Genomic DNA, 20,235 nt, shown 5'->3' with positions numbered 1-20,235 from the left:
GAGGTGGGGATGATGGCGACAGCAGTGCAGGACATAGCGACGGAACAGTCCACCGGGCAGGCGGTGTTGCCGCAGATCGAGAACCCAGCGGCGGTCGCGCCGAGCAACGCCCGCGATCTGACCCGCCTGTTCCTGGACCGGCTGAACGTCCTGGAGGAGGGCACGCACGAGTACGCCTACGCCAGGAACACCCTCATCGAGATGAACCTGTCCCTGGTGAAGTTCGCCGCCCGCCGCTTCCGCAACCGCGGCTCCGGCGACATGGAGGACATCATCCAGGTCGGCACGATCGGGCTGATCAAGGCGATCGACCGGTTCGACCTGAGCCGCGAAGTGGAGTTCACCTCCTTCGCGATCCCCTACATCACCGGCGAGATCAAGAGGTTCTTCCGCGACACCACCTGGGCCGTGCACGTCCCGCGCCGTCTCCAGGAACTGCGCACCGAGCTCGCGAAGGCCAAGGAACAGCTCGCCACGGTCCTGGACCGTGAGGCGACCGTCGCCGAACTCGCCCAGCTGCTGGACCTGCCGGAGAAGGAGATCGTCGACGGCCTTGTCGCGTCGAACGGCTACACCGCCGGCTCCCTCGACCTCCCCACGGACACCGGGGACGGGCAGACGGGCAAGGCGGCGTCCTACGGCGACCTGATGGGCGACGTCGATCCCGACATGGAGCTCTTCGAGGACCTCCACACCCTGGCCCCGCTCCTGGCGGAGCTCTCCGACCGTGACCGGCGCATCCTGTCGATGCGGTTCGGTCAGGAACTCACCCAAACCGAGATCGGCCGGGAACTGGGCATCTCGCAGATGCAGGTCTCCCGCCTCCTCACCCGCATTCTGGGCCGGCTCCGCACCGGGATGCTCGCCACCGCCTGACCGGCGCAGGTTCGGCGGGAGCCTGTTCTGCCGGGCCCCGGAGAACTGCCGGGCCCCGGAGAAATCGTTCGCTGCCCGAGGCGGGCACTTCTAGCCTGCCTCGGGTGATGAATGCTGATGACGTGTTGTCCGTCCTGGCCCTGTTGCGGCGGGCGGAGGTGGAGGTCTGGGTCGGTGGAGGCTGGGGGATCGATGCTCTGCTCGGTGAGCAGACCCGGGACCATCGCGACCTGGACCTGATGCACCGGCAGGACCAGGAAGCCGCCGCGCTGGCGGCCCTCTCTGCGGAAGGTTTCGTGGAGAGTCTGGACCGGCGGCCCATCCGATGCGTCGTGACGGCCCCGGACGGGCGAGAGATTGATCTTCACCCGCTGGTCTTCTCCGACGACGGCTCAGCGGTGCAGACGTCACCCGACCCGCAGCGTCCCTTCGTCTATCCCTCCGCGTGCTTCGTGACGGGAACCGTCCAGGGGACGCCCGTCCCGTGCTTGTCCGCCGAGCAGCAGGTCTACTTCCACCAGGGATATGAACCGTCGGAGCGCGATCGGCACGACATGGCGCAGCTCCGCCGCGTCTTCCGGATCGCCACGCACTTCTGACCCAAGTCGCGGGCCGAGCCTCTTTGAGCGGGTCAGGTGTGACCGGGCTGGCGCTTCGGCTGTGCGGGCGCGGCCGATGATTTTCAGCCGGGTCCTGATCGGGTGGCCCATGAGCAGGAGCGAGACCCGGTTGTCGGAGTCGAGGTTGATCGCGTCGATGGCGAGGCCGCCCGCGACCGCTGCGGCCCACAGGGAGCTGCCTGCTGCCGCGACGACAGGAGCCCGACGGCTGCCAACGGGGGGATGAGGAGGGGCCGGTGCAGCAATGCGCCGAGGCCGACCAGGGAGGGCAGGGCGGGCAGGGCGGCGGTCCCCGCGAGGGTGGCGAGGAGGATTCCGGTCAACGGTGCCCCGGCCGGTGCCTGGCTGGTGACTACGGTGCCCACCCGCCCTCGGCCGGGCCGGGGTCAGTTCTGGCCGTGCCGGGCGTAGTGCCGTGAGGCCTTCGCACGGTTTCCGCAGCCCGACATCGAGCACCAGCGGCGGGTGCCGTTCTTGGACACGTCGTAGAAGTGCAGGACGCACTGCGGATTCGCGCACGGACGGATACGGTCCGGGCGCTCGCCCAGCAGGTGCAGGTAGTTCTCGGCTGCCGACCAGGCCGGAAGCCAGGAGGGGTGGTCCACCTCCACCACGCTCCGGGGCCCTTCCTCTCCCAGCAGGTGGCGGACCCGGCCGTGTGCCAGCACCGCCGAGAGCGGGCCTCGGGCGGCTTCCTCGAAAGGCGGGCGGGGGGAGGCGGCCAGCGTGTCGAGAGCGGCCCGCGCCTGGAGCAGTTGGTCCCGCGTCCGTGCGTCCGCCGTGACGGCACTGCCCGCGAACGCGATGCGCTGTGGGTCGCCGGCCAGCCAGATGGTCAGTCCGTCGGGGAGGTCGAGGAGATCGTGCGGGCCCTCGGCGTCGATCCAGCGGGTGTTGAGCAGGTCGATGGAGAGCGGCTCGCCGGTGAGCGGCCGGGGGTCGGGCCGGGGGTCGGGGGGGCGTGGCACGAGGGGTCCTTCTTCCTGTGCGAGGGGCAGCCCAACCACACTAACCGGTCAATCGGTGAACACTGGTTGACCCTCACGAGTTCTAACCACTAAAGTCCTCATCAATGGTTACGGGTGGTCCGTAATCCCCTATCGAGACGTGAGATGACCATGAGCAAGGCTCAGACCCTGACGACCGGACACGTCGGCCTCAACGTGACCGACCTGGACCGCTCGCTCGCCTTCTACCGCGAGGTCTTCGACTTCGAGGTACTGGCGGAAGGCAAGGAGGACGGCCGGCGCTGGGCCTTCCTCGGCCGCGACAGCCAGCTGCTCGTCACCCTCTGGCAGCAGAGCGAGGGAAGCTTCCGCACCGAATCCCCGGGCCTGCACCACCTCTCCTTCCAGGTCGGCACGATCGAGGAGGTCAACGCGACCGCCGACGTGCTGCGCGGCCTGAACGCCGAGTTCACCTACGACGGAGTCGTCCCGCACGGCGAGAGCGGGGCCTCCGGCGGCATCTTCTTCACCGACCCGGACGGCATCCGCCTGGAGATCTACGCCCCCACCGGCGCGGACCCGGCCGACGCCCCCACCCCCGGGGCACCCACCTGCGGTTTCTTCTAAACCGCCGGGCGGCCTCCCCACAGAGCGCCGCCGCCTGAGCCCCCACACCCCCGCACAGAAACAGCAGAGGACGACCGTGACCACCTACCACCGGGGCGAGGTCGCGGTGCAGAACCGGGCCGGCCTGCGTGAACCTGCCGAGTTCTCCCGCGGCGCCCTCGGGAACACCGTCCCCGACGTCGCCGCGGCGTTCCTCGCCGAACAGCCCTTCGTCATCCTCGGCGCGGCCGACCTGACCGGCCGCCTCTGGGCCACCCAGCTCACCGGCGCCCCCGGCTTCCTGCGGGCACCCCAGCCACAGGTCCTGACACTGGACGCACTGCCCTTTCCCGAGGACCCCCTCGCCGACGCACTGACCGGCCCCGCATCGAGCGCCGTCCCTGTCCGGACCGGCATGATCGCCATCGAACCCGCCACTCGTCGCCGCATGCGCATGAACGGCCGCGCCCTCCGGCAAGGCGCCGGCCTGCGCGTCGAGTTGGACCAAGTCGTCGCGAACTGCCCCAAGTACCTCCAGAAGCGCAGCCGGCAGGCGCCCGCGCTCCGGAGCGCCCCACACACCCGCACCGCGACGGACGGCACCGCCCTCACCCCTGCCCAGCAGCAGACCGTCACCACCGCAGACACCTTCTTCATCGCCACCGCCTCCCTCCAGGGCGACGCCGACGCCTCCCACCGCGGCGGCAACCCCGGGTTCGTCGAGGTCCTGTCGCCCACCTTGCTGCGCTGGCCCGACTACACCGGCAACTCCATGTTCCTCACCCTGGGCAACCTCGCCGTCAACCCCGCCGCCGGACTCGTCTTCCCGAACTGGGAAACCGGCTCGCTGCTCCACCTCTCCGGCACCGCCAGGACCGACTGGGACACCCGGGCAAGCGCCCCCATCCCCGGAGCGCAACGCCTGGTGGAGTTCACCGTCGAAGCCGTACGGGAAATCAGCCACGCCTCCCCGCTCCGCTGGAGCGCCCCCACCTACTCCCGCTTCAACCCGCCCACCCGCTGAGGCCCAGCCCCACCCCGCCCCGCTGACAGCCACCGCCGAAGAAGGACACCCCATGCAGATCACCGTGGACATGAACCTCTGCGAAAGCCACGGACAATGCGTCTTCGCGGCCCCTCAGGTGTTCTCGTTCGACGACGAGGACTACCTCCTCCACGACGTTTCCCCGGCCGAGGACCTGCGCGACGCCGTGGAAAAGGCCGCCTCCGCCTGCCCGGTGCGCGCCATCACCCTCCTCGCCGACACCCCGGCTCCACAGTGACCAGCACCGGACCCATCGTGGTCGTCGGTGCCTCCCTCGCCGGACTGCGCGCGGCGGCCGCTCTGCGCACAGGCGGTTTCACCGGCGCCCTGACACTGATCGGCGACGAACCGCGCCTGCCCTACGACCGCCCGCCCCTCTCCAAGCAGACGCTGACCACCGTGAGCGGCCCCCTCGGCACTGCCCTCCCGCTGGCCGACGATCTCGACATCCAATGGCGGCTCGGCACGGCCGCCATGCAACTCGACACCAGCCGGCGGAACGTCGTCCTCAGGGACGGAACCACGGTGCCTTACGAGGGCCTGCTCATCGCCACCGGCGCGGCAGCCCGTCCCTGGCCCGGCCCGGTTCCCGAGGGCGTCCTCACCCTCCGCTCCGAAAGCGACGCACACGCCCTCCGGGCCCAACTTGCCCCCGGACGGCACGCAGTGGTCGTCGGCGCCGGATTCCTGGGCGGCGAGATCGCAGCGGCCGCCCGGGCCCGAGGCCTCCACGTCACCCTCCTCGAAGCAGCAGCGCACCCCCTGCAACGCGCGGTCGGCCCCCTCGCCGGCGGTTTCGTGGGTGCTCTGCACCGGGCCGCCGGAATCGACCTCCGTACGCACACCACTGTCACCGCGTTCCTCAGCGACCAGCGCGGACACCTCACCGCCGTGCGCACCTCGTCCGGGGAGGAACTCCCTGCTGATGTCGCCGTGCTGGCCCTCGGCGCGGTCCCCGCGACCGGCTGGCTGACCGGCTCCGGCATCGCCCACACAGGCGGAGTGCACTGCGACGCCCACCTCCGGGCCCTGCGGCCCGACGGCTCCGTCGTGCCGGGCGTGGTGGCCGCAGGAGACGTCGCGCGGGTTCCGCAGCCACTCGCCGACGGAACTCCGCTGGCCCTCGGGCACTGGACCAACGCCACCGAACAGGGCGAGGCCGCCGCGCGCACCCTGCTCCACCCGCACAGCCCACCCCCCTGGACCGGCATCCCGTCCTTCTGGTCGGACCTGCACGCGACCCGCATCCGATCCGTCGGTCTGCCCCATCTCGCAGACGAGATCCACGTCCCCGAGACCGACTTCCCGGCCCGCAGACTCGAAGTGGCCTACCACCGGAAGGGCCGCCTGATCGGAGCCCTGACCATCGGGCGCACCTCACGTCTGGCCGCCTACCGCCAGCAGCTCGCCGCCTCACCGGTCCACAGGGGCCGCGCCGCCGGCTGAACCCTGATCCACCTCGGCCTCACCGGGCCCTGCCGGGAGCCATCGCGGCGCGACCACGACGGCGAGGGCGATCCCCGTTCCCCGGCCGACGTTGCTCCACATGGAGGTGCGCGCGCTGCGTTCGTATGCCTTGAGCCCGCCTGTTCCGTCGAGGCGGGCCGCGGCGAAGCGTGCATGCAGTGGCCGCTGCAGTCAGTCCTGCAACCCGGGAACGCACAGTGAGTCCTGCGACCGATCCCTCGCTTGCCGGGCCCAGCCATTCACCGGTCCGCCAGGCGTTCTCACACGACAGGCAGCGAGACACACCATGACCGGCCCCACCGATCCCCTGACGGCTGCCAGGGCCGAGGCCCTGTTCAGCAGCGACCTGCCCACTGGTTCCACCTTGACGCGGCCGGAGGCCGGGGTCGCTGTTCGACGGGCGATTCGCGCCCACGGCGGCACCCGTGGCTGTGCTGTCGTCCTGGCCGTTGCCTACGGCGACTATCCGGAGACCTCCGTGGCCCGCATGCGCTGGGCCCTGGACCAGATCCGTACGTGCTACCCCCGCCTCTGACAGCGCGGGCAGCGCGTCCAACCGGCAAAGCACCGTCCGGCCACCGCAAGAAGGACACCACTATGCACACAGCACGGCACCCCCTCGACGTACACGTGCGCGCTCACCGGCGGCGTACCGGGCTGACGCAGAGCCGACTGGCTGCGGCCGCGGGGATCAGCGTGCGGGCTCTGCGCGACATCGAGCGTGGACACGTACGCCGGCCGCAGCGACGCACGCTGGGCCGACTGGCGGTGGTCCTCGGGCTCGACGTCGAGGAGATCCGGTGTCCGCTCGCCGCGCGGCGAGCACCGGCCCCGGACGACGAGACCAGCCTGCGCATCGGTGTCTTCGGCAGACTGAGCATCGAGCTGGACGGGGTCGAGCGGGAGATGCGGGCCCTCAAACTGCGGCGGCTGCTGGCGCTGCTGGTGCTGTGCCACCCTCATCCGGCCGGGCTCGACGAGATCGCCGGCGCCCTGTGGCAGGAGGAACGGCCACGTTCCTATCGGAACCTGATCCACACCTATGTGAGCCAGGCGCGCACCTTCTTCAGGTCCGCGAGTTCCGGCGCAGGCTCCGGCGACTCCTCGTACCTGGTTCGGACGCCGACCGGTTACGTCCTGTCGGTGGGGCGCGACCAAGTTGATGTGACCCGCTTCGGAGACCTGGCGGACCAGGCGCGGCAGGCCCACGCGCGCGGCGAGGAGCGGACCGCGTTCGAGTTCGCGGCGCGGGCGCAGCAGGGCTGGCGAGGCCCGGTCCTGTCGGCGGAGCCGCTGCTGGCCGAGCATCCGGCGGCCATCGCCGCGAACCGGCGCCGCATCGAGAACCTTCTCCTGTACGCGGACCTCGCGTGGAAGTTCGGACAGCCCGGGCCGGTGGTGTCCGCGCTGCGGGCCGCCGCCGAGGACGAGCCCCTGCACGAGGGCGTGCAGGCCCGGCTCGTGCTGGCCCTGGCCAGCTGTGGCGAGCAGGCCGAGGCGCTGCGGGTCTTCTCCACTGTCACCCGACGCCTGGACACCGAACTGGGCCTGCGGCCCGGACCCGAGATGCGCCACGCCCAGCTGCAGGTGCTGCAACAGCGCCTTGCCTGGCCGGAAAACGCACTGACCACCACGGACCCGCTGCCCGAGTCCCAGTACCCGGCCCGCCCTGCACGGCAGTAGGCCATGACTTGCCCGCCGCCGGCCGCAGTCAGCCACCGAGCGCCAGACGCAGCGCGAACATCGCGAACACCGCCGCGGTGAGCCCGCTGATGACCCGCCGCGCCGAAGGCGAGTCCAGACGCCCGGACAGCCGGTGGACGAGCTTCATCCACACCAGCAGCCACGCCAGCCCCAGAGCGAGATAGCAACACGCCAACAGGGCGAGGCCGGTGGCCGGGTCCATGCCCGACGTTACGAACTGGGGCAGGAACGCCATCAGGAAGATGCCGACCTTGGGGTTCGAGCCCGTGCACAGCAGCCCGAGCCCGAACCTCCGCCACCAGCCCCACCTACTCGCCGCCGCGCCCCCCGGCCGACCGGCGGGGGACTGCCCGGGGAGGAGACCGGCGCGGTCCACCAGCCCCTGCGCCGGCCCCTGCGCCGGCCCCAGCGCCGCACGCAGCGCCAGACCCGCCCACACCAGCAGCACAGCGGCCCCCGCCAGGCGGAACGCGGCAAACAGGTCCGGACGGGCGGCGAGCAGTGCGGCAAGCCCCAGCGCCCCCAGCGTCACCTGGAGGGCCCCCGCCGTGATCATGCCCAACGCGGCCGGAGCGGCCGCACGGGGCGAGCCGTCCAGCACGAGCCGGGTGATCAGTGCCAGATCGGGACCCGGCGCGACGATCACCAGCAGGGAACTGGCCAGGAACGCCAGGGCGTTGCTCACCGTTCTCCGATTCCGATGACGAGCTGCTGCTCCAGGGCGCGGATTGTGCGGTAGTCCCGTTCGATCTGCGCTGCGTCGGGGTGGGCGAGGATGGCGAAGCCGAAGTTGAGGCTGTCGACCAGGTCCCTGGTGACCGGGACGTGATCGCCGTCGGACAGGGCCTGCACCGAGAAGTGGTGGCTCGCCAGCCGGGGGATCGCGTCCAGGACGCCTGTGCCGCGCACGGTCCCCGAGCGCGGGGCGATGTGGAAGACGCACGTCTGGTGGGTCAACAGCTGATAGCTCCGCGGCAGTTCGCCGCCGGTGAGCCGGCGCACCGTACGGTCGATCTGGCTGTCGCCGGTGGCGTTGCGGTTGAACTGCGGCTGCCCGCCGCCATGGGGCCGGGCGCCCAGTTCGATGAGGACCGGCCCGTCCGTGGTGTCCATCACCTCCACGTGCGCGGAGCCGAAGCGCATCCCGACCGCGTCGAGGACGCCGCGCACGTAGCCGGCCAGCGCGGTGACGGCGGGATCGTCCGGGGGAAGCCAGCGCATGGTGCCGTACACGGCCATGTGAGGGCCGTTGTGGGTCTTGCCGTAGGCGCAGACGTCGACGAGGGAGTGCGTGCCGTCGTGGCTGAAGGTGTCCACGACGTACTCCGTGCCGGTGACGTACTTCTGCACCAGAAGCCGCTCGTCCCGTTCACCGAACTGGTTGACCCGGCCGAGCTGTCCGGTGAACACCTCGCGCCACCCCGACCCGCCTGGCACCTTGATGACGCCGTCGGTGCTGGCGCTCTTGGGCGGCTTGATCACGAGGTCGGACCCGGTCAGGCCCGCACGGTCCAGCCAGTCCGCCGCCTCCTCGACGTCGCCGGTGCAGATCTGCGGGATCACCGGAAGCCCGGCGGCCCGCACGGCCGCGGCCATCAGGCTCTTGTCCCGGCGCGCCCCGGCCAGTTCGGGCACGTTGCAGCGCGCGGGCACCACCCGGGGGGCGATCTGCTCGGCCAGCTCCACACCGGACTCGCAGCCCGCGATGACACAGCGCGGGTCCAGTTCGCGCACCCTGCGGACGGTCTTGTCCAGGTCGCCTTCGTGGACGATGACGTCGGGGAAGTCCGCCGGGCGATACGAGGAGGCGTACGCCTCCAGCGGGCTCGGGCCGGTGACGAGTGCCACCACGGGGACGCCCTCGGCGCGCAGGGCCGGTGCGAACAGGGCGCCCGACGAGTAGGGGTCGACGATGACGCAGGGACCCCGGCCCGGCTCAGCGCCCGTCATGGGGCACCTCCCCGCGGGCCAGCGCGGCGACGGCGGCGCAGTAGCGGGCGAAGAGATCCGCCGCGGGCTCGCTGACCCGCCGGGCACGCACCGGGGCGTGCACCATGCCGTCCTCCCGTACGTACGTCACCGTCGTGCCGCACTCCCGCAGCAGGGCGGTGTACTTCTCGGCGTCCTCGCACAGCGAATCCCGCTCGCAGCCGACGACGTAGGCCGGGGGCAGCGATGCGAACGAGGCACCGAGCAACGGCGAGACCCGGGGGTCGGCCGCCTGCCCGGGCTCGGGGCAGTAGCAGGCCGTGTAGAACTCCATCTCACCGCCCGACAGCAAGGGCGCGTCCTCGCCGCCGTGGCGCCAGCGGGTGAAGTCCAGGACGGGGCTGATCACGGCCTGGGCGCGCAGCCGGGGTCCGCCGCGGTCGCGCGCCATCATCGACAGGACCACCGCCATGTTGGCGCCGGAGCTCTCGCCGCAGAGCACCGCGCCCTGTGGGTCGAGGTCGTCGAGGCCGAGCGCGGGCAGGTCGGCGAGGGTGCCGCACAGGCCCGCGTAGCAGTCCTCCAGGGGGCCGGGGAACGGGTTCTCCGGCGCCATGGCGAAGTCGAGAGCGACACTCACCAGGCCGGTGCGGTCGGCGAGTTCGGCGACCAGGCTGTGGTGGCTGTGGAGCGAGCCGATGACGAAGCCGCCGCCGCGGAGGTAGAAGAGCACCGCGTGGCCGGTGCGCCGGGCCGGTTCGTAGATGCGGACGCGGGCAGTGCGTCCCTCGTGCGTGACGGTCGCGTCCCGGTGCGTCACGCCGTCGGGGACGGGGAGGGGCAGCACCTCGGTCAGACCGTCGTACAGGGCGCGCTGCTGTGCGACGGGATAGGTGTAGAAGTCGGGCGGCAGAGCGCCGTTGACCGTTTCCACGAACTTTTCGATGCCTTCTGCGTACGCCATGGCGTGACACGCTCGCTTCCGAGGACGGGTGCCGGGCCGGGTGGCCCGGATCAGAGGGACAGGGGTGCGGGTCAGGGGGTGTGCTCGGTGGCCGGAGCGCCGCCCACCGGTTCGGTGGCCTCGGGGGACTGCTCGGCGGGCTCACCGGCACGCGGGTCGCGCATGCCGACCCAGGCGGCGGCGACGGCCCCGACGGTGAGGATCCCGGACAGCCACCAGACCGCCGCCGACGACGCCTGCCATACGGCGACGCCGAGCACGGGGCCGATCGCGTAGCCGATCTGCATCGGGAACGCGGCGGCGGCGATGTAGCGGCCCCGCAGATGCCCGGGGGCGACCCGGCCCGGCCAGGCGGAAGCCGTCGGGGTGCCGATCATCTCGCCCGACGTCCACACGATCGTGGCCACCACGTACATGGCCATGCTGGGCCCGGCCACGTACAGATTCATGCCGACGCCGACGAGACCGACGCCCAGGGCCACGGCGATCCGTCCCGGCAGCTTCTGCACGTACTTCGTGAACAGCAGTTCCAGACAGATGACCATGACGGCGTTCAGCGACAGGAGCGCGGAGTAGAACCCCACTGAGTGGCCGTCGGCCTTGATCTGGAGCGGCAGCGCCGAGGTGTGCTGGATGTAGACGACGGCGTTGAGGAACAGCGCGAGCAGGAACAGCACATAGCGGGTGTCCCGCAGCACGGCTGTGTACGAGCGGGACTCTCCCGGTGTGCGGCCGTCGGCCGACGGCCGCGCGGAGACGCCGCCGGAGCGCGCGAGGGACCCGGAGCGCGCGAGGGTCAGCGCGAAGACGGCGAACACCAGTTGCGCCCCGGCCTCCAGGTAGAAGATGACCTGGTAGGAGTGGCTGATCAGGAGGGCGCCGAGCAGTGGACCGACCGTGGTGCCGAGATTGAACGCCATGCGGTAGACGGCGAACACCATGACGTGGTGGTCCTCGGGAGTGCGTTCCACCAGGAGGGCCGCGGAGGCCGGGCGGTACATCTGGGCGAGGAGCCCGATGAGTGCGGACACCGCGATGATCGGGGGCAGGATGTCGAAATGGGGCAGGAGCAGCGTGCCGAGCCCGGCGAGCGCCATGGAGCCGGCGATGGTCCAGGCGTATCCGATGCGGTCGGAGGCCGAGCCGCCCACCAGGACGCCGACCACGGAGCCCGCGCCATAGGCGCCGAGCGCCAGGCCCGCTTCGGTGGCCGAGAAGCCCTTGGCGGTGAGGTAGAGGATCAGGAAGATCTGAAGGAAGTTGCCGAGCCGGTTGACCAGCATGCCGACGAGTACGAGCCAGATGGGGCCCGGGATGCCACGCAGGGCCTGCATGACGGAGGGGTGCGGTCCGCCGCCGGGAGCGGCGGACTTCTGCTCGGTCATCGGGCGGGCTCCTCGGCCGGTCGGTGCGTGAGCTCGACGATGTACGTCGCCCGGTCGAGCGCCGTCCGCGCCTGCTCGACGGTGTCGGCGAGCGCGATGACGCGGGCGTAGCGGGAGATGTAGCCGCGTGGCGGCAGCCGCAGCACGGCGCCCGGGCCGGCCATGGCGTCGGCGCTGTGGATCTCGGGGGTGAAACGGTGCTCGTGCACGGCCACCGTCTCGATCTCGACGTCCCGCTCGGGGTACAGAAAGACGATCGACGCGGCCCGGCGGCGGGTCTGCTCGGTCCGGGGCCGGCGCCCCGCCGCGACATCGGCCGCGGCCAGGGCCACGTCGACGCCGGTGGCGAGCTCGCAGAGGTAGGGGATCATGTCGCCGCCGAGGCGGGCATTGACCTCCATGAGCCGGGGGCCGTTGGCGGTGAGCCGGAACTCGGTGTGACTGACGCCGGTGTGGAATCCGAGCGCGGCGTGGCTGGCGCGCAGTGCCTCCAGCAGGCCGGGGTCGGTCAGCAGCGGGTCGGCCGCGTCGACGTCGTGGCCGGTCTCCTCGAAGAAGGGCGCGAGTCCCAGGTGCTTGCGGGCCACCGCGAGCGGTGTGCCCTCGCCCTCGAAGAACACGGCGTCGACGCTGATTTCGGGGCCCTCGACGTACTCCTCGACGAGTACGGAGGCCTCGAAGACGGGCACACCCGGGTAGGACGCGCCGGACGCCGCCAGATAGGCGCTCGCCACGTCCTCGGAGCCGTCGACCCGGCACACGCCCATCCCCCCGGCCAGACCACGGGGCTTGAGCACGACCGGGAAGCCCAGCTTCCGCGCCGCCTCGTGCGCCTCGTCGAGGGAGCACACGCCGATCGAGGCGGGCTGGGCGACCGAGGCCCGCTCCAGGGCGATCCGGGTGGCGTGCTTGTCGCGGCACGCGATGACCGTCTCGGGTGCGTTGCCCGGCAGGCCGAGTGCCCGCGCGGCGTGGGCGGCCGGGGTGACCAGGCCCTCGTCGTAGCAGAACACACCGGTCACCTCGCGCTCGGCGGCCACCTGACGCGCGGCCTCGACGAGGAGTCCGGGGTCGGTGTTGTCCACCTGCGTGCCGCCGACGACGTAGGGCTCCTCCCAGGTCACCGCGGCCGGTTGCAGCAGCCAGAGCGCGTAGCGGCCGCTGACCGCCCTGAGGATGAACTCCCGGCTGCACCTGGCGCTGCTGCCTATCAGCAGCAGCAGCGGCTTTTCATCGTCCGTGCCCATAATCCGCTCTCCTCGCGTGTGGTCGTGCGCGGCCCAAGGAGCGGGCCGCGCACCGGACTTCTGTCGAACACCGGCAGGTCTCAGGCCGTCGCACGGGGCCCCGGCCGACCGGAAAGCCCGGGCGACATCGGCCGGTGCTCCCGGACCGCACCGGAGCGGACCGCACCTGGGCAGGCCGCCCGCGGCGCGGGCCGGCCACCGGCCCGCGGCCGGTCGGGCAGGACCGCGGTGACCCGGTTGCCGGTGCGCACCGCCGGGATCTGTGCGCGCAGCCGGGTCAATGACGTCTTGCGCTCGTGCCAGGGACACACGAGCAGGAGGCCGTCCCCGGCCAGGTCGGCCAGGTGCAGCGGGCCGCCGCGGTGCGAGCAGTCGGCCCGCATCACGAACCCCTGGCCCCGGGCCGTGGCGTAGACGTACGGTGCCCCGGCCACGACCACACAGTTGTCCCGCCCCTCGGCGGCGAACGTCACGACAGGCACTTCCGGTAGTCCCCTACGGAGTGGATTTCGTAGACGCACTCCTCGGACAGAATGTCCGCGCCGTGCAGGCGGTTTCGCTTGATGACCACGCCCTCGCCGGCCTCCAGGATCAGCGAGGAGCCCAGGCCGCTTTCGAAGCGCATGGTGCCGGAGACGATGTGGCAGAGTTCGTCGCCCTCGTGGCAGTGCGTGTTGGAGAGCTCGTTGAAGGGTTCGACGAGATGGGCCACCGGCGCCTGTACGCGGCCTTCCAGGACGGCCGTGTGGACGGGACCGTGCAGCTTCTTCAGCTCCGGCTGGGCGTCCATCCAGGCGATCTGCTCACCGAAGTCGAAGTCGGCGACGTCCAGGAGCACCCGGTACTCCTCGATGCCGCGCACGATCTCCGGGATGATTCCCTCACCGTGGGCCTCCACCAGCGGCTTGATGATCTTCTCCCGGGCCATCCGGCCGTGGTGCTGGTCGATGTGGACGTGCTCGGTGAAGTAGGTCGTCTCCACCGTCTCCCCGAAGACGTCCTTCAGCAGCCGGTCGGCCCGGCGGCAGAAGTCGACCAGCGAGGTCTCGGTGTAATAGAGCGCGCCCAGGTAGCGGAAGAACAGCTCGTGGTTCTTGCCCAGGTAGTGGAAGTAATTGTTCATCAGCAGGCTGCTGTTGAGGTAGTACTGCCAGTACCGGTGGAGCTCGGATTCCAGCCCGACCGACTCCAGGGTCTTCTCGAACAGGGTGCTGTGCTTGGTCGCGTGGACGCCGTACCCGTACTCGTCTATGACGACCTTGAACCACTCGGACTGGGCGGGTCCGTAGTAGCCGAGTACGTTCCGCATCATCGGCGACGCCTCGGAGAGGAAGTCCGGGATGAACTGGACCAGCCACATGCGGGCCGCCCGCTCCTGGTCGACGGAGCCGCGGATGGCCTGCTCGGCAGGCGACGCCTGTGCCGGGGCGCCGGCGTCCAGGGAGTCGAGGTAGGCGTCGAGACTCTCGGCGGTCCAGGTGCCCGAGGTCTCCACCTCGTCATCCAGGAACCCGAAGGCGTAGCGCTCCAGGGCCGGCCGGATCCGCTCGCCGAGAGCCCGGTTGGCGGGACTGTAGAAGGCCTTGAAGTCCTCCTCCTTGCCCTGCAGTCCGGACTTAGGGAAGAACACCAGATCGGCCTCGTAGATGCTGGTCAGAACACGCTGCGCGGCGAGGCTCGCGTAGTTGAGGACGTTGTCGCGTGCGGGTGTCCTGTCGAAGTCGAGGTGCGGCAGGACCTGGGGCCTGAGCTGGCGGCGGTAGGGGTTGTCGTGGTTCAGCCAGTCCAGGTTGTCGTGGTAGATCGGGGCGGTGGCGTACTGGACCACCGCGTCGCGCAGTTCTGCCCCGCTGAGTTCGAACGGGACGTGGGTGGGGACGTGACTCATCAATGGCCTCTTGCTTCGCAGAGTGCTTCGCCGGCGGATGGGATGTGCTGCGGCGCCCTTGCGACGCCGGTACGGTCAGACCCGTACGCGCGGGGTGAAGATCAGGCCCGTACGCGCAGGGTGAAGTCGCTCCAGGACAGCCGCAGCGACACGGGCTCGCCCGCCTTGGTCGGCACGGGCTTGTCCAGCGGGATCCAGCCCTGCATCCAGTGCGACCCTGGGTGGTCCGGCGGGTTGGACAGGACGATGCCGTGACCCATGTCCAGCTCGAACCAGACCACGAGCGCCTGGGCCTCCCCGTCGGCGGTGGCGGGGAGCGACAGCGCGCTCTGCCCCGGCAGCAGGGCGTCGCGAGCCAGGTCGAACGTGGCGAGCGGGGCGGGCTCGGACAGCACTTGGTGCGGCCAGGTGTTGAGCCGGACCGGGAAGTGGCCACGGGTGGCCAGCATGTTCATGAGCGAGACGTCGATGCCACTGGCCGCGGTGACCTGGTTGAGTCGAAGTACCGCATCGCTGCTGGCCAGTTGGCCGCGCAGCCGGCCCACCGACGGCAGCATGACGCCACCCGGGGTGAGCAGGTGCGCGCGTGCGTGCCGCACCGAGGGCAGCAGCCCCTCACCGATCAGGCCACAGTCGACGATCTCGGACACGAGGACATCCACGGGTCCGCCCAGGTCGCGTTCGGCGTCGAGTTCGGTGGAGGCCCTGCCGATCACGGTGATCACGCCGGACAGCCCGTGGGCGTCCACGATGTTGCGGGCGACCTCCGCCAGCAGGGGGTTCATCTCACAGGTGAACACCCGGCCGGCGCCCGCTCGCGCCGCGGCGATGGCGAGCAGCCCACTGCCCGAGCCGATGTCGAGGACCCGCGCGCCGGGCGGGATGCCCCGCTCCAGCGCAGTCGTCAGAGCCTCGTTGCGGGCGGTGTCGTTGAGCATGGCGAAGTGCCAGCGTGGAACGTTCCTGCGAGCAATCCGGGCAAAAATATCCGCGTCCGGGGTGAGGCCTTCCGCAGGCGTCCTCAACAGTACGGACGTCTCCTCGGCGAGTGCGGTCATCTCCCGTGCGAGCGACTCCAGCAGCGCCGCTCCCAGGTGATACCGGGTGCCGCTCGCCGACGTGACTCGTGCCCCTTGTGTGTCTTGCATACGGGTGCCAGTTCTCCTCATGACAGTGCGCGGGTTCTCGGGACGACGCGGGTCGGTGCACTTCCCGGTCCCTCCCGGTCCGTCCCGTCGCCGCACAAGAAACGTACGAAGACGCCATTCGGTGCTTCTCCAGCGGAACTTGACCGGCGCCGACCGGATCCTCCGCCGGTGAAACGCCGCTGAGCAGCGCCGACGCACCCGTTCCCGCCCTCCTGAAGCGAGGCGGCAGAGAGGCGGCAGAACGCACCGGCGCACTGGCCGTGGACGAGTTCGCCGCGGGCGCAGGCGCGGGCGCAGGCGCAGGCGCAGGCACCGGAAACCGGACGGCGTTCGAGTGCGTCCTGATGCTCGATGGGCTCGATCGCTGTACAGCACGAACACGGGGGATGGCATGAGCCAGACGCTCTATACGGAACGGTCCTGGAATCCGCTGTCGCGGACCGTCGACCTGTCGGAGACAGAACTGCGGCACGGTGGCAAGGTCACACCGCTGAACGAGCTGAACCTCCCGGCCATGGCCGACGCGTTCCACCGCGGCCACTGGCTGGGCGGCGGCGGTTCGGAGCGCCCTTTGGGCCGGCTGCCCGCGGGCGCCGGTGTCGTCCCGGTCACCCGCATCACCGGCACCTCCACTGCCCTGAAGGTCCGTCAGTCCGCCGAATTCGCCCAGAAACTAGGCGAGTTGGCGGTGCGCCACTGCGGAGGGCCCGCGCAGATGCACTCGGTTGCCGAGCGGGCGCGGGCGGAGGGAGTACCGCTGTGGATGGCGCGGCGGTACGCGCACGGCCCGGCCGGCCCGGTGGGTGTCGCCGTGGACCGGCGCCTGGTGCGGGTGGACGTATGGGGGCCGGGAGCTCCCACCGTACGGATACGGGCACCGCACGGCGTGCTGAGCAGCGCCGCCGACCAGGCGCAGGGGCTGCGGATGACCGTCGGGGACGTACCCGCCGTGCTGGTTCTGAAGAAGAAACTGCGCAAGTCCAAGAGCTTCACGCAGGCGCATCTGCCCCAGGGGGTCTGGGAGTTGCGGCGGGCCGACTCCACCAGTTCCTGGCTGATGCGCGGCGAAGAGCGGGTCGCGCTGATGCGACGTCCGCCACGTCGGGTGCGTCCGGAGCCCGGCACGGTGCTGTTGCCCCTGGCGGCCGTGCGGTACGAGAGCCCGGACCCGTTGGACGCCGTCATGGCCCAGGTCTTCGCGGTGGCCTTCGGGATGGGCGACACCACCGGCACGGCCCGCTTCCGGCTGCTGCGTCCGCAGACCCTCGAAGGCGAGCCGATCGTCAGCGACGACGCCTGGGACCGCTCCTGGTTCAGCAATCTGGGCAACGGCAGCGACGACAACGAACCGGGCGGCTCCGACGGCTGGGGCTCGGATGGAGGAGACGGCGGCGACGGAGGCGGTGGCGGGGGCGACGGAGGTGGTGGGGACGGTGGTGGCGGAGGCGGTGACTAGGTCACCTTCATCAACCCGGCCACCGGCCGACGGCAGTGACCGGCCCCGCCCCGGGCCTCGTCACCGCCGTCGTACGGACGGACCTCAGGGCGCCCAGGGTGCGAGCGTGCTCTTCATCGCGTCGGCCATCGCGAACTGGAGCAGGGGCCCGTAGGTGATCCGGCCGACGCCGAGGCGGCGGAAGCGAGCGAGGTCGTGCTTGACGGGATGGGCGGTGGAGTTCACCGGAATGCCGAGAGCGCCGGTGACCGCCGTGAGCAGGTCGTCGTTGTCCTGAATGCCCACGGGGTAGACGCTGTCGGCACCGGCCTGCTCCAGGGCCCGCAGCCGTTCGAGCGCCTCGTCGAGTACGGCCGACGCGTCCGGCGCGTGCATGAAGAGGTCGGTGCGTCCGTTGATCCAGACCGGGATCCCGGTCTTGTCCGCCGCCGCGCGCAGACCTGCGATGTACTGCGCGTGCTCGGACGTGGTGCGTACGCGTCCGCCGTCCGAGTGGACGGTGTCCTCAAGGTTGAGACCGACGCCGCCGGCCTCGGTGAGTCCGGCGATCAGGTCCGCGGGCTCCTGTCCGTACCCAGCTTCCAGGTCCACGGACACGGGGACGTCGACCGCCGCGATGATCGGCCTGACGGCGGCGAGTACTTCCTCGAAGGTCTGCCCCTCCTGGTCCTCGGCCCCGCGGGAGTCGGCGAGCGGATGACTGCCGATGGTCAGAGCGGGGAACCCGGCGGCGGCAGCCGTCCTGGCGGACCAGACGTCCCAGACGGTCGGCAGGACGAGTGGCTTGTACTCGGCGTGCAGCTTCTTGAGGCGCTGAGCGCGTTCAACGGTGGTGTGAAAGTCCATGCCCAAGACGCTACTCCCTGAACGGGAGATTCCGCGGGGCCACCTGGGGGACCCCCGTTTCCGTGCGGGGCGGCGGGCTCGGCCCGCGGGCTCGACCTGCGCACGGGGCGTCCTCTGCTTACGGTGAGCAGCGGGAAGTGGCCGGCTGGACGGGCGAAGGGTGAACGAGATGGCCAAGGCGTATCTGGTGGGCAGCGGAATCGCGTCACTGTCGGCGGCGGCGTTCCTGATCCGGGAGGGCTCGTTCGCGGGCTCGGACATCGTCATCCTGGAGGAGCAGGACCGTACCGGCGGCAGCCTGGACGCGGCGGGCTCACCGGAGACGGGCTACACCATGCGTGGTGGCCGGATGTTCGAGATCCACTTCGAGTGCACCTACGACCTGCTGTCCTCGATCCCCTCACTGGACGATCCGTCGAAGTCGGTCACGGACGACACCTTTGCCTTCCACGAGGACTTCGCCTGGGACGACCACGCGCGTCTGGTGGACGCGAACGGCCATGTCGTTCCCTCGCACTCGATGGGATTCTCCGAGCGCGACCGGCTGGAACTGGTCACGTGCGTGGCGACCCCGGAGAAGCACCTCGACGGCAAGCGGATCACCGACTGCTTCAGCCCGGGGTTCTTCGAGACGAACTTCTGGTGGATGTGGTGCACCACGTTCGCCTTCGAGCCCTGGCACAGCGCCATCGAGTTCCGCCGCTACCTCAACCGGTTCATCCACCTGTTCAAGACCTTCGACTCCATGTCGGGGATCTACCGGACCCGGTTCAACCAGTACGACTCGATCGTGCGCCCGCTGGTGCAGTGGCTCGCCGATCAGGGCGTCACCATCCAGCACGACACCCGCGTCGACGATCTCAGGCTGGCCGAGGGCGACGCGCTCACCGTCGAGGCGATCTCCTGGACCCGCGGTGGAGGTGCCGAGACGGTGCAGGTGGGGCCGGGCGACCTGGTCCTGGTCACCAACGGCTCGATGACGGCGAACTCGACCACCGGCTCCACCGACACCGTCCCCGCCCTGGACACGAGCGGATCGAGCGGTGCGTGGCGGCTGTGGGAGACTCTCGCCGCCAAGCGCCCCGGCCTCGGTGACCCGAAGGTCTTCACCGACTCCGTCGACGACTCCACCTGGGAGTCGTTCACCGTCACGACGAAGGATCCCGTCTTCTTCGAGCTGATGGAGAAGTTCTCCGAGAGCGAGGCCGGCAAGGGCGGCCTGATCACCTTCAAGGACTCCAGCTGGCTGCTGACCATCGTCCTCAACCACCAGCCGCACTTCCACGAGCAGCCCGAGGACACCTTCGTCTGGTGGGGGTACGCCCTCTTCCCCGACAAGGAGGGCGACTTCGTGCGCAAGCCGATGCGTGAGTGCACCGGCCGCGAGATCCTCGACGAGGTCCTGCACCACCTGCGCTTCGAGGAGGGCCCGCAGATCCTTGATCACTCGATCGTGATCCCGGCGCTGATGCCCTACATCACCAGCCAGTTCCTGGTCCGCAAGACCGGTGACCGGCCGCAGGTCGTCCCCGCGGGCTCCACCAACCTCGCCTTCATCGGCCAGTACGCCGAAGTCGCCGACGACGTGGTTTTCACCGTCGAGTACTCCGTACGCACCGCATGGGTGGCCGTGGCCACCCTCCTGGGGCTCGACAAGCAGCCCCCGCCCGTCTACAAGGGCGGTCACGACCCGAAGGTGCTGGTGGAAGCACTCGCCACCATGCACCGTCGCTGACACACCCGTAGGCCCGCCCAAGAGGCGGGCAGGCCCGCCGAGGAGGCGGCCAGGACGACTCCCGAGTCGTCCTGGCCGCCTCCTTTCCTGTTGGCTCCTGTTGGCGGACGGACGGTCGCAGCCACCTCGTACGGTCGCCCCGGGGCATCCGGCAGTCAGGCTCTCTCGCAGCCAGTAACAGCTGACACCCGGCCACCCGCCCGACCGTGCTGCCTCTGGCACGAATCGGCCAAGTAACCCTGCCCCTAATGCATATGACGCTCCGTCAGCACTCCATCGTTGACTGAAATGCAGTCTTTACAGCTCCCCAGTCCGCTGACATGGTCATGCCGCACATGGCGCCGTGGTCGACGCGGCGTTCCTTCGCTGGGG

The 20,235-nt window shown here is 70.5% G+C and carries 20 protein-coding genes; 10 read left to right on the top strand and 10 right to left on the bottom strand.

Annotated elements, in window-relative coordinates:
* Positions 1 to 9: 9 nt before the first annotated feature.
* Positions 10 to 876, top strand: coding sequence for a SigB/SigF/SigG family RNA polymerase sigma factor (locus ACIA73_RS00195; protein WP_399435935.1), 867 nt, complete (start codon positions 10 to 12; stop codon positions 874 to 876).
* A gap of 107 nt (positions 877 to 983) precedes the next feature.
* Positions 984 to 1,475, top strand: coding sequence for a nucleotidyltransferase domain-containing protein (locus tag ACIA73_RS00190; protein ID WP_399436728.1), 492 nt, complete (start codon positions 984 to 986; stop codon positions 1,473 to 1,475).
* A gap of 407 nt (positions 1,476 to 1,882) precedes the next feature.
* Here ACIA73_RS00190 and ACIA73_RS00185 read toward each other — a convergent pair whose 3' ends face one another.
* Positions 1,883 to 2,464, bottom strand: coding sequence for a CGNR zinc finger domain-containing protein (locus tag ACIA73_RS00185; RefSeq protein ID WP_399435934.1), 582 nt, complete (start codon positions 2,462 to 2,464; stop codon positions 1,883 to 1,885).
* Between the two features lie 150 nt (positions 2,465 to 2,614).
* On the opposite strand from ACIA73_RS00185, the gene ACIA73_RS00180 reads away from it, so the two are divergent.
* The 6 genes from ACIA73_RS00180 to ACIA73_RS00155 all read left to right on the top strand — a co-directional run bounded on the left by ACIA73_RS00180 (position 2,615) and on the right by ACIA73_RS00155 (position 7,244).
* Positions 2,615 to 3,070: a VOC family protein gene (locus ACIA73_RS00180; RefSeq protein ID WP_399435933.1), complete on the top strand. Its 456-nt coding sequence runs from the start codon at positions 2,615 to 2,617 to the stop codon at positions 3,068 to 3,070.
* Positions 3,071 to 3,146: 76 nt separating this feature from the next.
* Positions 3,147 to 4,073 carry a pyridoxamine 5'-phosphate oxidase family protein gene (locus ACIA73_RS00175; RefSeq protein ID WP_399435932.1) on the top strand — a complete coding sequence of 309 codons (927 nt, stop codon included), beginning with the start codon at positions 3,147 to 3,149 and terminating at the stop codon, positions 4,071 to 4,073.
* A gap of 52 nt (positions 4,074 to 4,125) precedes the next feature.
* Positions 4,126 to 4,332, top strand: a complete 207-nt coding sequence (locus ACIA73_RS00170) for a ferredoxin (RefSeq protein WP_399435931.1) — start codon at positions 4,126 to 4,128, stop codon at positions 4,330 to 4,332.
* Positions 4,329 to 5,540: an NAD(P)/FAD-dependent oxidoreductase gene (locus tag ACIA73_RS00165; protein ID WP_399435930.1), complete on the top strand. Its 1,212-nt coding sequence runs from the start codon at positions 4,329 to 4,331 to the stop codon at positions 5,538 to 5,540. Before ACIA73_RS00170 ends, ACIA73_RS00165 begins: the two co-directional genes overlap by 4 nt.
* A gap of 307 nt (positions 5,541 to 5,847) precedes the next feature.
* On the top strand, positions 5,848 to 6,096 hold the full coding sequence (locus ACIA73_RS00160; protein ID WP_399435929.1) for a hypothetical protein: 249 nt from the start codon (positions 5,848 to 5,850) through the stop codon (positions 6,094 to 6,096).
* A gap of 62 nt (positions 6,097 to 6,158) precedes the next feature.
* On the top strand, positions 6,159 to 7,244 hold the full coding sequence (locus ACIA73_RS00155) for a BTAD domain-containing putative transcriptional regulator (RefSeq protein WP_399435928.1): 1,086 nt from the start codon (positions 6,159 to 6,161) through the stop codon (positions 7,242 to 7,244).
* A 28-nt stretch (positions 7,245 to 7,272) separates the two neighbouring features.
* Here the strand turns inward: ACIA73_RS00155 and ACIA73_RS00150 are convergent, their stop codons facing one another.
* The 8 genes from ACIA73_RS00150 to ACIA73_RS00115 all read right to left on the bottom strand — a co-directional run bounded on the left by ACIA73_RS00150 (position 7,273) and on the right by ACIA73_RS00115 (position 15,826).
* A complete protein-coding gene (locus ACIA73_RS00150; protein WP_399435927.1) occupies positions 7,273 to 7,950 on the bottom strand; it encodes a LysE family translocator in 678 nt (225 codons plus the stop codon).
* Positions 7,947 to 9,215: an ATP-grasp domain-containing protein gene (locus tag ACIA73_RS00145; RefSeq protein ID WP_399435926.1), complete on the bottom strand. Its 1,269-nt coding sequence runs from the start codon at positions 9,213 to 9,215 to the stop codon at positions 7,947 to 7,949. The genes ACIA73_RS00150 and ACIA73_RS00145 overlap by 4 nt, the downstream gene beginning before the upstream one ends.
* Positions 9,202 to 10,158 (bottom strand): alpha/beta hydrolase, encoded by a 957-nt coding sequence (locus ACIA73_RS00140; protein ID WP_399435925.1) that lies wholly within the window; start codon positions 10,156 to 10,158, stop codon positions 9,202 to 9,204. The genes ACIA73_RS00145 and ACIA73_RS00140 overlap by 14 nt, the downstream gene beginning before the upstream one ends.
* Before the next feature lie 71 nt (positions 10,159 to 10,229).
* On the bottom strand, positions 10,230 to 11,543 hold the full coding sequence (locus tag ACIA73_RS00135; RefSeq protein ID WP_399435924.1) for an MFS transporter: 1,314 nt from the start codon (positions 11,541 to 11,543) through the stop codon (positions 10,230 to 10,232).
* Positions 11,540 to 12,790, bottom strand: coding sequence for an ATP-grasp domain-containing protein (locus ACIA73_RS00130; protein WP_399435923.1), 1,251 nt, complete (start codon positions 12,788 to 12,790; stop codon positions 11,540 to 11,542). Before ACIA73_RS00130 ends, ACIA73_RS00135 begins: the two co-directional genes overlap by 4 nt.
* A gap of 80 nt (positions 12,791 to 12,870) precedes the next feature.
* A complete protein-coding gene (locus ACIA73_RS00125; protein ID WP_399435922.1) occupies positions 12,871 to 13,272 on the bottom strand; it encodes a Rieske 2Fe-2S domain-containing protein in 402 nt (133 codons plus the stop codon).
* On the bottom strand, positions 13,260 to 14,678 hold the full coding sequence (locus ACIA73_RS00120) for an iron-containing redox enzyme family protein (protein WP_399435921.1): 1,419 nt from the start codon (positions 14,676 to 14,678) through the stop codon (positions 13,260 to 13,262). The genes ACIA73_RS00125 and ACIA73_RS00120 overlap by 13 nt, the downstream gene beginning before the upstream one ends.
* A 101-nt stretch (positions 14,679 to 14,779) precedes the next feature.
* The gene (locus ACIA73_RS00115; protein WP_399435920.1) at positions 14,780 to 15,826 is read right to left on the bottom strand and encodes a 50S ribosomal protein L11 methyltransferase; all 1,047 of its coding nucleotides are present in this window, start codon (positions 15,824 to 15,826) and stop codon (positions 14,780 to 14,782) included.
* Between the two features lie 391 nt (positions 15,827 to 16,217).
* Here ACIA73_RS00115 and ACIA73_RS00110 point away from each other — a divergent pair, with 391 nt between their 5' ends.
* Positions 16,218 to 17,282: a hypothetical protein gene (locus ACIA73_RS00110; RefSeq protein WP_399435919.1), complete on the top strand. Its 1,065-nt coding sequence runs from the start codon at positions 16,218 to 16,220 to the stop codon at positions 17,280 to 17,282.
* Positions 17,283 to 17,366: 84 nt separating this feature from the next.
* On the opposite strand, the gene ACIA73_RS00105 is transcribed toward ACIA73_RS00110, so the two are convergent.
* Positions 17,367 to 18,128 (bottom strand): isocitrate lyase/phosphoenolpyruvate mutase family protein, encoded by a 762-nt coding sequence (locus ACIA73_RS00105; protein WP_399435918.1) that lies wholly within the window; start codon positions 18,126 to 18,128, stop codon positions 17,367 to 17,369.
* Positions 18,129 to 18,297: 169 nt separating this feature from the next.
* On the opposite strand from ACIA73_RS00105, the gene ACIA73_RS00100 reads away from it, so the two are divergent.
* The gene (locus tag ACIA73_RS00100; RefSeq protein WP_399436727.1) at positions 18,298 to 19,863 is read left to right on the top strand and encodes an oleate hydratase; all 1,566 of its coding nucleotides are present in this window, start codon (positions 18,298 to 18,300) and stop codon (positions 19,861 to 19,863) included.
* The last annotated feature ends 372 nt before the right edge of the window (positions 19,864 to 20,235 follow it).

It is taken from the genome of Streptomyces sp. NPDC051561, assembly GCF_044454195.1.
Taxonomy (GTDB): domain Bacteria; phylum Actinomycetota; class Actinomycetes; order Streptomycetales; family Streptomycetaceae; genus Streptomyces.
The sequence above is the reverse complement of the archived record's forward strand: the minus strand, read 5'-3'. Positions and strand labels throughout refer to the sequence as shown.